This is a genomic window from Ureibacillus sp. FSL W8-0352 (assembly GCF_038004345.1).
GTDB classification, from domain to species: domain Bacteria; phylum Bacillota; class Bacilli; order Bacillales_A; family Planococcaceae; genus Ureibacillus; species Ureibacillus thermosphaericus.
In genome coordinates this window covers 1,274,604-1,288,135 of record NZ_JBBOQT010000001.1, presented here as the reverse complement: position 1 = coordinate 1,288,135, position 13,532 = coordinate 1,274,604, and the positions used below count along the sequence as shown (strand labels likewise).

The following is a 13,532-nucleotide window of genomic DNA, read 5'->3' as shown; positions in this document are numbered from 1 at the left end:
ATGAGATTGCAAGCATTGTTGTATGTTGCTCATGGTAGCCGAGTAAAAGAGGGTGTAAAAGAAGCGATTCAGTTTATTGAAACAGTAAAACCCTATATCGATGTTGGTATTCAAGAATATTGTTTTTTAGAACTGGCAGAACCATCGATTTTAAAAGGGATAGAGCAATGTGTTTCGAAAGGAGCAACATGCATTACAGTAATCCCACTATTATTGCTTTCTGCAAATCATGCAAAAATCGATATTCCATCTGAAATCGAACAAGCAAAAAGACGATATCCTTTTGTTACCTTTACGATTGGAAAACCTCTCGGCGTTCATGAAAAGCTTATTCATAGTTTACACAGCCGAGTAATGGAACAAAGTCCAGTAGACCCAAAGAAAACGGAGATTTTGTTGATTGGGAGGGGAAGCAGTGATCCAAGTGTACAGAAGGAACTAGGAGAAATTGCAAAACTCCTTCAACAAACATACGAATATGCAAAAGTTGATATTTGCTTTTTGTATGGTAACGGACCATCCTTCGACGAAAAATTAATGAAATTAAATGACAGCAAAAATCGGGTATTCATAATTCCTTATTTGTTATTTACAGGGTTATTAAAATTAGGCATTGAGAAAAGGGTAGCGAAACAAGGATTTTCGAAAGAACAAGTGGTGTTGTGTGAATGTTTAGGTTATGACGACAATGTGCGTCAAGTTTTTATTGAGAGAATTGAAGAATCACTATATTCATTTGTAGGGAGTGATTGAAATGGATAAAAAACAACAAAATTTTGAGAAGGCAATGGAAAGCATTAAAAAAATGATTAGCACAATGAATTATGGTTCAATCACTTTAATTGTTCAAGATAATTTTATAATTCAAATCGAAAAAAACGAAAAGATTCGATTGAAGTAAAAAAAATAATTTTATTTTATCGAGGTGTGCAGAGTGTTAGAAGTCATCAATAGTCCATTTAATGAAAAACAAGTAAAGCAGTTAAATGAAGTGTTAGCAACGTTAACTCCCCAACAAAAAATTTGGTTAACTGGATATTTAACTGCAAGTGCAAACATTGGCGTTATAGAGGCTCCTAGAGAAATGACTCAACAAGCCGTTGCATCTTCCCCAATTCAAAAACATGTGACAATCCTTTATGCCAGTCAAACTGGAAACGCACAAAAACTTGCAGAAAAGTTTGGCGACCAGCTTCAACAGATAGGTTTAGAAGTTTCGGTTTCATCAATGAGTGATTATAAAACGAATGCGTTGAAAAAGGTTCAATATTTACTGATTGTAGCAAGTACCCACGGCGAAGGGGAGCCACCAGATAATGCGATCGCTTTCCACAGCTTTTTACATGGAAAACGAGCGCCAAAATTGAATCATGTACAATACGCTGTTCTTTCGTTAGGCGACTCTAGCTATGAATATTTCTGTCAAACTGGTAAAGATTTTGATATTCAGCTAGAAAAACTAGGGGCAAAACGACTAGTGGAACGGGTTGATTGTGATGTTGATTATGCAGAACAAGCACAAAAATGGTTTGAAGCGGTAAAGGAAAAATTGCATAGTGAATTTACACAATTTACTCCTTTTGAACAAGAAGCAGCGGCGGCTGTATTACAAGAAGAGACGGAATATTCACGCAAAAATCCATTTGTTGCAGAAATCATTGAAAAGATTAATTTAAATGGTCAAGGTTCCAATAAAGAAACGATTCATTTGGAACTTTCTCTTGAAAACTCAGGAATTGCTTTTGAACCTGGTGATTGTTTAGCCATCATCCCGATTAACAATCAAAATCTTGTAAACTCTTTAATTTCTGCATTAGGATTTGAGGCGAACACAAAAGTCGATGTGGATGGAATAGCCGTTACACTTGAAGAAGCCCTATTAAAAACATTTGAAATAACACTTTTAACAAAACCGTTAATGAAGAAAATCGCAGAGTATACGGAAAATAAAGATTTCCATGCATTAATCGAAAATCAGGAAACTTTAAAACAATTTATAAATGGTCGAGACTTATTAGATGTTGTGGAACAATTTGGACCATTTAAATGGGATGCTCAACATTTCATCAACTGTTTACGTAAAATTCCTGCTAGACAATATTCCATTTCAAGCAGCTTATTAGCATATCCTGAAGAAGCCCATGTCACAATTGGTGTTGTTCGTTATGAAGTAGATGGTAGAGAAAGACTGGGGGTTTGCTCAACATATGTTGCCGATCAATTAGAAGTGGGAGATCAAGTGCAAGTATATGTTCAGAAAAATCCGAACTTTAAACTGCCAGATGATGATACGCCTATCATTATGATTGGGCCAGGAACAGGTGTTGCTCCGTTTCGAGCATTTATTCAAGAGCGAGAAGAGCGAGGTGCTAGTGGAGAAAATTGGTTGTTCTTTGGAGAACAACATTTCGTAACAGATTTCCTATACCAAAGGGAATGGTTAAACTGGCTTAAATCTGGAGTGTTGACGAAGCTAGATGTTGCTTTTTCCCGAGACCAAGAAGAAAAAGTATATGTACAACATAAAATGCTTAAACGTGCAAAAGAATTGTATGCATGGTTAGAAAAAGGGGCAGCTGTTTACGTCTGCGGTGATAAAAACATGGCAAAAGATGTGCAAGAGACGTTGCTCCAAATTATTCAACAGGAAGGCAACAAGTCGGAAGAGGATGCATTGGAATATTTAGAAGAATTGCGTAAGCAAAAACGTTATCAGCGGGATGTTTACTAAAGGAGGAAACAAACGTGACAAAAAAAATTGTGTTACCACCCCAAGAGGGAAAACCTAGTGATGTAGAGGAGATTAAACAAGCAAGTAACTATTTGCGTGGAACATTGGCTGAATCATTTCAAGATGAAGTTACATCCGGCATTCCTGATTGGGATAATCGATTATTAAAATTCCATGGAAGTTATTTGCAAGATGACAGGGATCAAAGGGTTGAAAGGGAACGTAAAAAATTAGAGCCGGCATACCAATTTATGGTGCGATTGCGGATGCCAGCTGGAGTTGCAAAGCCAGATCAATGGATAAAATTGGATGAATTGGCTGATAAATATGGAAACGGTTCAATCAAAATTACAACGCGACAAACAATCCAATTCCATGGGATTTTGAAATGGAATATGAAAAAACATTTACAAGAGTTAAATAGTATTTTGCTTGATACGATTGCTGCATGTGGAGACGTAAATCGCAACGTCATGTGTAATGCAAATCCTTATCAATCTAAACTGCATCAAGAAGTATCTGATTACGCAGCAAAAATCAGCCAACATTTATTGCCTCGAACAAACGCTTATTATGAAATCTGGTTAGATCATGAAAAAGTTGTAGATACGCAAGAGGAACAAGAACCTATTTACGGTGCTCTTTATTTACCACGTAAATTTAAAATTGGTATCGCTGTTCCACCTGCAAATGATGTAGATGTCTTTTCTCAAGATATCGGCTTAATTGCCATTGTTGAAAATGATGAATTGGTTGGTTTCAATGTGGCAATCGGTGGAGGAATGGGAATGACCCATGGGGATACAAACACTTATCCTCAGTTAGCGAGAATTATAGGATATGTTTCGAAAGATAAAATCGTTGATGTTTGTGAAAAAATTATGACTGTACAGCGAGACTACGGTAATCGTTCAGTACGTAAATATGCTCGCTTCAAATACACCATCGATCGACTTGGTTTAGAAAATGTGAAGAAAGAAATCGAAAAACGATTAGGATATGAATTTGAAGAAGCTCGTGACTTCCGTTTTAAACACACGGGCGATCGTTATGGTTGGGTTAAAGGGGAAGATGGTAAATATCATTTCACATTATTTATTCAAAATGGCCGTGTCCGCGATTTTGAAAATTATCCATTAAAAACCGCATTACGAGAAATTGCTGAAATTCATAAAGGTGAGTTTCGCTTCACAGGAAATCAAAATTTAGTCATTGCCAATGTAAGCCCAAGATCGAAAAAAAACATTGATAAAATCATTGAAAAATATCAATTAACGGAAAGTGACAATTACTCAGCTCTACGCAGAAATTCGATTGCTTGTGTTGCATTGCCAACTTGCGGATTGGCGATGGCTGAGTCTGAGCGGTATTTACCTACCCTTATTCAAAAAATTGAACCAATTTTAAAAGAATACAGCTTATTTGATCAAGATATTGTGATTCGGATGTCTGGCTGTCCGAATGGTTGTTCTAGAGCAGCTATGGCTGAAATTGGATTCATCGGAAAAGGTCCTGGAAAATACAATTTACATTTAGGAGGAAGTTTCCAAGGTACTCGACTTGCTAAATTGTATAAAGAAAATATAGGAGAAGAAGAAATATTAGCTACTTTAAAGCCGATTTTTGAACATTATGCAAATGAGCGGCTTGAAGGAGAGTATTTCGGAGATTTCGTCATCCGTGCTGGATATGTAGAAGCAGTTGCGGATGGAAGGGAATTCCATAAAGAGAAAACAAACGCATAAACATATTTTTCATTTCATTCTTCTGCCATGTCGAAAAGGGAATTAAGTAAAAATTTCCCTCCTGTTCGATAAGACATGGCAGAAGCAATGAAATTTATTTTCCTGCATTCATTCCTGCAATACGTCCTGTTACAAGAGCACTTGTAATATTATAGCCTCCCGTATAACCATGAATATCTAAAATTTCACCACAAAAATATAATCCCTTCTTTTTCTTCGAGGCCATCGTTTTAGGATCGATTTCCTTAATGGACACACCACCACCAGTAACAAATGCTTTTTCTAAAGGCAGCGTACCATGGACATCCATTGTAAACGATACAAGCTCATGAGCTAATTTTCGTATATGTTCTTGTGAAATTTCTGCGCAAGATTTTGAAGCATCGATATTTGCTCTTTCAAGTAAAAATAATAGCCATCTCTCAGGAGCTAACGGTTTTAATAAATTTTTTATCGATTTTTTCGGTTCCTTTTTTAGAAGTTGATTTAAGTATTGGAAACAAGTTTCTTCATTATAGTTGGGTAAGGTTTGTATACGAATTGGAACAGGTGCACCACTATTTTTCTTTAATTCTTTCACAACAAATTGGCTACACCGCAATATGGCTGGTCCACTTATCCCAAAGTGAGTAAAGAGCATGTCCATTTGATGAGTAATAATGGGTTTTCCTTTTTTATTTAATACGGAAACCGCTACATCTCTTAATGATAAACCTTGCAAGTCCCGAGATTGAATAAAAGGCTCCTTCGATATAATCGGCACCTCTGTCGGGAATAATTCTGTAACTGTATGACCTGCTCGTTCTGCCCAAGGATATCCATCTCCAGTCGAACCAGTTTGAGGAACCGCTTTGCCGCCAACTGCCACGATTACTGTTTTTGAACGAATTTCAGAACCATCTTGTAGACGAACCCCTAAAACTTTTTCATCATCCATTAATATTTTGCTGACAGAAGTTTGTAATCGTACTTCTACGTTCAAGCGGTTTAATTCACGCGTCAAGGCATCAACCACATCTTGTGCTCGGTTGGAGACAGGAAACATGCGCCCGTGATCTTCTTCCTTAAGCGGTACACCTAATCTTTCAAAAAATTGTATGATATCTTCGTTATTAAAAATGGAAAAGGCGCTATAAAGAAAACGACCATTGCCCGGTATATGTTTAATGATTTCCTCAACCGGTAATCGGTTGGTAACATTGCAGCGACCGCCGCCAGAAATCGCAAGTTTTTTTCCAAGTTTATTTCCTTTTTCAATTAGCAAGACTTTTTTCTTTTGTTCACCAGCCGCTATAGCTGCCATTAAACCGGATGGACCGCCTCCGATTACAATACAGTCGTACATAGGAAAATCTCTCTTTCATTTAGATTTTTTTCATTTCATATTATACACGCTGGATGGATGAAAATATAAATCTTTTGGAATTGTAAAAAGAAATAGCATTGGGAAAAGATATAATAAATTTAAGCAAGTAGCAAAATCCATATAGAAAAATTATCTAGAAATTGTCTAGCTTTGTCGAGTTTAGTACAATTGAGAAGATTCATTGAATCTTGAGTAGAATCGTTTTATAATCATAATTCGGTATGATTACGGAGCAATTTCTGATAAAATAATTTTGTTATGCAGAAAGTTGAGGCGAAAAGTAATGTGTGGATTTGTTGGATATATACATGGAACGGAGAAAATAGACCATCATCAAACAATTGAAAAAATGATGGATACAATTATACATCGTGGACCAGACAGCGGAGGCATACATATTGATGAAAAAGTTTCCCTAGGATTTCGTCGGTTAAGCATTATCGATTTAACCGATGCAGCAAATCAGCCTCTCTATAGTGAAGATGGAAGCATCGTTTTGGTTTTTAACGGAGAAATTTATAATTTTCAACAATTGCGGGAAGAGCTAATTAATAAAGGCTATCAATTTAAAACGAAATCAGACAGCGAAGTGCTGATTTATAGTTACATGGAATATGGTGAAGAGTTTGTAAAACAATTGCGCGGTATGTTTGCCTTTTGTATTTGGGATAAAAACCGCAATCAAATGATGATTGCCCGCGATGGTTTTGGAATTAAGCCGTTATATTATACAAAAAATACAAAAGATAATACGTTCATTTTCGGATCTGAAATTAAATCATTTTTGACCCACCCATCATTTATTAAAGAATTAAATAAGGATGCTTTACGTCCATACTTAACATTCCAATATTCATCAATGGACGAAACGTTCTTTAAAGGAGTTTATAAATTACGACCTGCCCACTACATGATTATTAAAGAAGGCAAAATCGTAAAAATGGAAAAATATTGGGATAAAAAATACCATGCGAAAGATGGCACATTGGAACATTATGTTGAAGAAATCCAAAAAACAGTGAAAGAATCAGTTGAGGCCCACAAAATTAGTGATGTGAAAGTTGGTTCCTTTTTATCTGGAGGGATTGACTCTAGTTACGTAACTTCACTATTACGTCCAAATACATCTTTCTCTGTTGGATTTAAAAATTACGAAAAAATGTTCAATGAAACGGATCATGCAAAAGAATTATCCGATATTCTCAATATCGAGAATAAACGCACATATGTATCTGCTGATGATGTATTTGAAAAACTGCCTACCATTCAATGGCATATGGATGAACCACAATCCAACCCTTCATCGGTACCGCTTTATTTCCTTTGTGAATTAGCGAGTAAAGATGTAACAGTTGTTTTATCTGGGGAAGGAGCAGACGAGATTTTCGGAGGGTATGAATGGTATCAACCTTCGAAGCGAATGGAAACCTATGAAAAAATTCCGTTCGGCTTAAGAAAAATCATTGGAGCTATTGCAAAGAAACTCCCGAAAAACAAATATACGAACTTCTTGATAAAAGGTGGACAAACAATCGAAGAACGCTTCATTGGGGAAGCGGTTGTGTGGGATGAAGAAGATGCCTTAAACGTATTAAAACCAGCTTATCGTACTGGCCCTAGTGTTCATTCAATAACAAAACCGATTTACGATGAAGTACCATATGAAGATGACGTAACGAAAATGCAATATTTAGATTTAAATCTTTGGTTGCCGGGAGATATTTTACTGAAAGCAGATAAGATGAGCATGGCTCATTCTTTGGAACTGCGCGTACCGTTTTTAGATAAAAAAGTGATGGAATTAGCAAAAAACATTCCTACGAATTATCGTGTGAATGAAAAAGATACAAAATTTGCATTAAGGCTTGCTGCTTTAAAAGAGCTTCCTGAAGAATGGGCAAAGCGTCCAAAGCTCGGTTTCCCTGTTCCAATTCGCCATTGGCTTCGAGAAGAGAAGTATTATAATATGGTCAAAGAAGCCTTTCAATCTGATTATGCGAAGGAATTTTTTGATACGAATCAATTGATGAAATATTTAGATGAGCATTATCATAATAAAGCAAATCACGCAAGATACATTTGGACAGTATATGTTTTCCTTGTGTGGTATAAGCGTTTCTTTATTGATGAGAAATAAAAATAAATTGTTCATGAGGGTGTTTCGTACCGGTTTTCCCTGTTATTCGGGGAACCGGTGCGATTCTTTCAATGTTTATAGATTTTATAATTTCTGATAAAGGACTATCTCAAAAGAATATGAGGTAGTGCTTATTTTTTGATGTAAAATTATATACTATGATTATTTACTTGAATTAAAAAGAACTAATAAACTGCATAAACGTTAAAAATACATAATAATGAATGTGATGATTATAAAAAATCCTTTATAGAATGGATGAATTTGATGTCCTCTTTAATGAAAGGTACAGCTATATTAACAATCGGCATGTTTTTATCGAAAGTACTTGGATTAATCTATGTATTCCCTTTTTATGCAATTGTTGGAGAAGAAAACGTCATCCTCTACCAATATGCTTATATTCCATATACCATCATGCTGTCTGTTGCCATTTCCGGCGCACCAGTTGCAGTATCAAAGTTTGTAGCTAAGTATAATACGATTGGCGATTATGAAGCGGGAAGGAAGTTGTTAAAATCTGGACTGCTCACAATGATGATCACAGGATTTTTGACATTTTTATTATTAAACTTACTTGCATCACCGATTGCAGAAATCGTCATCCGAAGTGAAGAGCAAGTTTTCACAGTGGAACAAGTGGCATCAGTGATTCGATGGGTTAGTTTTGCTTTAATTGTCGTTCCATTTATGAGTTTGTGGCGTGGCTTTTTCCAAGGATATGGAATTATGGAGCCGACAGCATACTCACAACTAGTGGAACAAATTGTGCGCATTCTATTCTTACTTTGTGCTTCATTCATTGTGATGATCCTTTTAAAAGGGAAAGCTGAAACAGCTATTGCATTATCAGTATTTGCTGCCTTTATCGGAGCAATCGGAGGACTTTTCGTATTATTTTATTATTGGAAAAAATATCGACCTCAAATGAATGAGCTTAGAAGTCAAAGCAGCAGAAACTCTGACATTAAATTAACTGAAATTTATATGGAAGTGATACGCTATTCCATACCGATGATTTTCGTCGGAATCGCCAACCCTCTTTTCCAATTAGTCGATATGTTGACATTTAATAATGCGATGAAAAATATTGGGATGTCAGAAGTATCTGACCTATATTTAAGTATGATTAACTTTACAACTCACAAAGTAGTTATTATTCCCGTAATGCTAGCAACTAGCTTATCTTTAGCACTGGTACCAACGATTGCAAAATATTTCAACAGTGGTGAATTTCAATTATTGAAAGGGGCAATGGATAAGTCTTATCAAATATTATTTTTCATCACATTGCCTGCAGTAATTGGAATTGCATTATTATCTCATGAAATTTACTTCCTTTTGTATGCTCAAAGTGAAATGGGAGCGAAAGTGCTTGCTCACTATGCTCCAGTAGCGATTTTATTCGCTTTATTCCAAGTAACATCCGCACTTTTACAAGGCATTGACTTTCAAAAGTGGATTGTTTTCAGCTTGTTAACAGGTATTCTTATAAAGTTAGTGCTGAATACGCCGCTTATTGAAGCAATGCAAGCGGATGGAGCAATTCTTTCGACAGCAATTGGTTATTCCGTTTCGATTGCCATAAACATCATCGTTTTAAAGAAAGTATTAAATTATCAATCGAAAATTGTATTAAGACGCACTTTTCTCATCGTTATTTTAACAGCTGTGATGGCTGCTTGCGTGTTGTTGGCGCATAAAGGACTAGTATGGTTATTTGGACCAGTTGATAGTAAATTGACCAGTTTAATTGTGGTATCCATTTGTGTCGCGATTGGCGTATATGTTTATGCATTTATAAGCTTTAAAACAGGGTTAGCTCAAAAATTATTAGGAGAGCGAATTTCTCGTATAGCAGGGAAATTCGGGTTAAAGTAGGTGTAGAAAATTATGCGTTTAGATAAAATACTCGCCAATTCTGGATTTGGCTCTCGAAAAGAAGTAAAACAGTTGTTGAAAAAAGAGCATGTGACGGTTGATGGGAAAGTTGTGAAAGATCCTGCCATGCACGTAGACCCAATGAGTCAAGAAATCTTTGTGCTCGGAGAAAAATTAGATTATAAAGAATTCATTTATTTAATGTTGAATAAGCCAAAAGGTGTTATTTCGGCAACGGAAGATCTTCGAGAAAAGACCGTGATTGACTTATTAAGCCCAATCGATCGACATTATCAACCTTTTCCCGTTGGTAGATTAGATAAAGACACTGTAGGATTATTGTTGTTAACGAATGATGGAAATTTAGCCCATCAGCTGTTATCACCGAAAAAACATGTGCCGAAAACCTACTATGCAAAAATTGATGGCGTCGTAACGGAAGAAGATATTTTGGCCTTCAAAGAAGGAGTCGTGTTGGATGATGGCACGGTCACAAAACCGGGAGAATTGACTATTTTAAAGTCCGGAGATACTTCTGAAATCGAATTAACGATCTACGAAGGAAAATTTCATCAAGTAAAGAGGATGTTTGAAGCTGTCAATAAAAAAGTAATATTTTTAAAACGTTTATCAATGGGGAACTTAACATTGGATTCTAATTTAAAATACGGGGAATATCGTGAGCTAACAGATGAAGAAATAAAATCAATAAGAGAGTATGTGAATAAAAAAGAGTGACCCCAACGTAAGGTCACTCGTTAATTTTCTGTATGCAATAAAATATAGCATATATTGTATTTCTATCTCTATGAAGTTAATTTTACTTTTTTCTTCGTCGTTGTCCATTTGCCTCTACTTGGACTTTCTACCAAGTTGTTAAAGGCTAACACATTCAAATCTCTTTGAATGGTGCGAGGAGTGATGTTAAACTCTTCAACTAAATCCTGTGTAGTTACTGTTCCATTCTCCCGAATGTACAAGTACACGTCTTTAATGCGAGTTAGCATTCTATTTGTAGCGGGTTTCATATTCATGAACCACTCCTTCATCTTAATTCACATGGCAAAGACCAGCGGACGACTAACAAATGAATGAGAGGTCTAAATTTCTGTCCTAGACATCCCCTTTTCAGAATTTTTTGTCAAAAAATACATTTGACAGAATCATTATAGCAATAAACTATTAATTTTTCCACAATTCAAAACGATATAAAGATAATTTTTGTGTTTTATTATTCAAAGAATACGTTAATATAAAGGGTTTTATACCTTTCTAATTTTTTTTTGAAACTCCTTAATTATTAATCAAAGAGGTGAAATACATGAACTTTTTGACATTAGCAGAACAAAGAAAAAACGAATTGATTGAAGAATTGCAGCAAATTATTCGAATTGAAAGTGTATTGGATGAAGAGAATAAAACGGAAGATGCACCATTTGGAAATGGACCTAAGAAAGCGTTAGAGTGGCTTCTTTCGAAAGCTTCAAAAGAAGGATTTAAAGTGAAAAATGTAGATCATTATGCAGGACACATTGAAATGGGAGAGGGAAAAGAAATTCTCGGTATTCTTTGTCATGTAGATGTTGTTCCAGCTGGTGATAATTGGACTTATCCACCATTTGAAGGGATCGTAAAAGACGGAAAGTTGTATGGCCGTGGTGCCATTGATGATAAAGGACCGACAATGGCTGCATATCTTGCTATGAAAATGGTGAAAGATGCCGGTATCCCACTATCCAAACGGGTTCGCTTAATTATAGGTACTGATGAAGAATCAGGATTCCGGTGTGTTGAACATTACTTCAAAAAAGAAGAAATGCCTGATATAGGTTTTGCTCCAGATGCAGACTTTCCTCTCATCAATGCTGAAAAGGGAATTGCCGTAATACAGTTTTCTCAAACGAGTCCTTTGTCTCATAATGAGCAACTCGTTTCCTTTAAATCAGGTGATCGACATAATATGGTTCCTGATTTTGCAAAAGCGATAGTAAAAAATGTTTCATCGGATTTTGAAAAAGAATTCTATGAATATTTTAAACAATTTAATGAAGAAGCAACCTTCACTAGAGAGGGAGAACAGGTTATAATAGCGGTAACAGGAAAATCTGCCCACGCAATGGAACCAGAAAAAGGAATAAATGCTGCCGTTATGCTTGCGAAATTTTTAAAACAACATTTATCAACCGACGCAAGTAAAGCATTTGTTTCATTTATTGTCGATGCTTTTAGTGATGTATATGGGAAAGCTCTAGGTTTCGATTATATAGACGAAATGTCAGGACCAACAACATTGAATGCTGGAGTAGTTTCTTTTGATTCAGAGAGAGGAGGAAATATACTCGTCAGCATGCGTTATTCTGTCACTTATCCATATGAAGAAAAAATTCGAGAAGCCACAGAGCGTTTATCGAAATATCCTTTTAATTTAACAGTAATATCAAATTCAAGCCCTCATTACATTCCTGAAGATGATGAATTGATTCAAACATTATTAAAAGTTTATCGACGATATACTGGCGATGAATCTAAACCACTATCAACCGGTGGCGGAACTTATGCAAGAGTGTTGAAAAAAGGGGTGGCATTCGGCAGTTTATTTCCTGGAGAACCTGATGTGGCTCATCAAAAAGATGAGTATGTTGTCATTGACAACTTAGTGAAGTCTGCTGCAATATATGCAGAAGCAATTATTGAATTAGCAGCGAAAAAATGAAGGATGTGGGAAAATGGGATACACTTTATGGAATGACCAAATTGTGAAAGATGAAGAAGTCAAAATTGATAAAGAAGATCGCGGTTATCAATTCGGTGATGGCGTATATGAAGTTGTGAAAGTATATAACGGTGAAATGTTTACTGTAAATGAACATATTGACCGATTATATGCATCAGCTGAAAAAATACGAATTACGATTCCATATACAAAGGATAAATTTCATCAATTGCTACATGAATTAGTGGAAAAAAATGAATTAAACACTGGGCATATTTATTTTCAAGTTACTCGCGGAACTTCGCCTCGTGCGCATCAATTCCCTGAGAATACTGTAAAACCAGTAATCATTGGTTATACGAAAGAAAATCCACGACCATTAGAAAATCTTGAAAAAGGTGTAAAAGCTACCTTTGTGGAAGATATCCGTTGGTTACGATGTGATATTAAATCATTGAACTTGCTTGGTGCAGTATTAGCAAAACAAGAAGCTCATGAAAAAGGCTGCTATGAAGCGATTCTACATCGAAATAATACAGTAACAGAAGGCTCTTCTTCAAATGTATTTGGAATAAAAGATGGTATATTGTATACGCATCCTGCAAACAATATGATTTTAAAAGGAATCACTCGCGACGTTGTCATAGCTTGTGCAAATGAAATTAATATGCCTGTAAAAGAAATTCCATTTACAACTCATGAAGCATTGAAAATGGATGAATTATTTGTAACGAGTACAACTTCTGAAATTACGCCAGTTATTGAAATAGATGGCAAGTTGATTCGAGATGGAAAAGTTGGAGAATGGACTCGTAAATTACAAAAACAATTTGAAACAAAAATTCCAAAACCACTTCATATATAATCTGAACTGAGAAAAGTTTGGTTTTGCTTTAAACCACTAAAACAAAAGTATCCTCATACTTTGAGGGTACTTTTTTCATTTTTAAATGTGAGCG

General features: G+C 35.6%; 11 protein-coding genes. 9 read left to right on the top strand and 2 right to left on the bottom strand.

Annotated features, from left to right (window positions below; genetic code table 11):
* From NST98_RS06520 to cysI, 4 genes are read left to right on the top strand one after another with little or no spacing between them, the layout of a single operon-like run.
* Positions 1-753 carry a sirohydrochlorin chelatase gene (locus tag NST98_RS06520; RefSeq protein ID WP_340705236.1) on the top strand — a complete coding sequence of 251 codons (753 nt, stop codon included), beginning with the start codon at positions 1-3 and terminating at the stop codon, positions 751-753.
* Positions 754-787: 34 nt separating this feature from the next.
* Complete coding sequence (locus tag NST98_RS06515; RefSeq protein WP_408056479.1) at positions 788-901, top strand: DUF2292 domain-containing protein; 114 nt, start codon at positions 788-790, stop codon at positions 899-901.
* Between the two features lie 33 nt (positions 902-934).
* Complete coding sequence (locus NST98_RS06510) at positions 935-2,731, top strand: assimilatory sulfite reductase (NADPH) flavoprotein subunit (protein WP_340714733.1); 1,797 nt, start codon at positions 935-937, stop codon at positions 2,729-2,731.
* A 14-nt stretch (positions 2,732-2,745) separates the two neighbouring features.
* Positions 2,746-4,476, top strand: a complete 1,731-nt coding sequence (gene cysI, locus NST98_RS06505) for an assimilatory sulfite reductase (NADPH) hemoprotein subunit (protein WP_340714732.1) — start codon at positions 2,746-2,748, stop codon at positions 4,474-4,476.
* A 94-nt stretch (positions 4,477-4,570) separates the two neighbouring features.
* On the opposite strand, the gene NST98_RS06500 is transcribed toward cysI, so the two are convergent.
* A complete protein-coding gene (locus NST98_RS06500) occupies positions 4,571-5,821 on the bottom strand; it encodes a BaiN/RdsA family NAD(P)/FAD-dependent oxidoreductase (RefSeq protein WP_340714731.1) in 1,251 nt (416 codons plus the stop codon).
* A 304-nt stretch (positions 5,822-6,125) separates the two neighbouring features.
* Between NST98_RS06500 and asnB the strand changes: the two genes are divergently transcribed.
* From asnB to NST98_RS06485, 3 genes are all read left to right on the top strand, one after another.
* Positions 6,126-7,979 carry an asparagine synthase (glutamine-hydrolyzing) gene (gene asnB / locus NST98_RS06495; protein WP_340715684.1) on the top strand — a complete coding sequence of 618 codons (1,854 nt, stop codon included), beginning with the start codon at positions 6,126-6,128 and terminating at the stop codon, positions 7,977-7,979.
* A gap of 267 nt (positions 7,980-8,246) precedes the next feature.
* Positions 8,247-9,860 carry a putative polysaccharide biosynthesis protein gene (locus NST98_RS06490; RefSeq protein ID WP_340705240.1) on the top strand — a complete coding sequence of 538 codons (1,614 nt, stop codon included), beginning with the start codon at positions 8,247-8,249 and terminating at the stop codon, positions 9,858-9,860.
* Positions 9,861-9,872: 12 nt separating this feature from the next.
* Positions 9,873-10,598: a pseudouridine synthase gene (locus tag NST98_RS06485; RefSeq protein WP_340714730.1), complete on the top strand. Its 726-nt coding sequence runs from the start codon at positions 9,873-9,875 to the stop codon at positions 10,596-10,598.
* A gap of 68 nt (positions 10,599-10,666) precedes the next feature.
* Here NST98_RS06485 and NST98_RS06480 read toward each other — a convergent pair whose 3' ends face one another.
* Entirely contained in the window at positions 10,667-10,888 is a 222-nt protein-coding gene (locus NST98_RS06480) for a DeoR family transcriptional regulator (protein ID WP_026018962.1), read from the bottom strand.
* 293 nt (positions 10,889-11,181) lie between these two features.
* Here NST98_RS06480 and pepV point away from each other — a divergent pair, with 293 nt between their 5' ends.
* Both pepV and dat read left to right on the top strand, forming a co-directional pair.
* Positions 11,182-12,573, top strand: a complete 1,392-nt coding sequence (gene pepV / locus NST98_RS06475; protein ID WP_340714729.1) for a dipeptidase PepV — start codon at positions 11,182-11,184, stop codon at positions 12,571-12,573.
* Between the two features lie 13 nt (positions 12,574-12,586).
* Positions 12,587-13,438, top strand: a complete 852-nt coding sequence (dat, locus tag NST98_RS06470) for a D-amino-acid transaminase (RefSeq protein WP_016837063.1) — start codon at positions 12,587-12,589, stop codon at positions 13,436-13,438.
* Positions 13,439-13,532 lie beyond the last annotated feature (94 nt).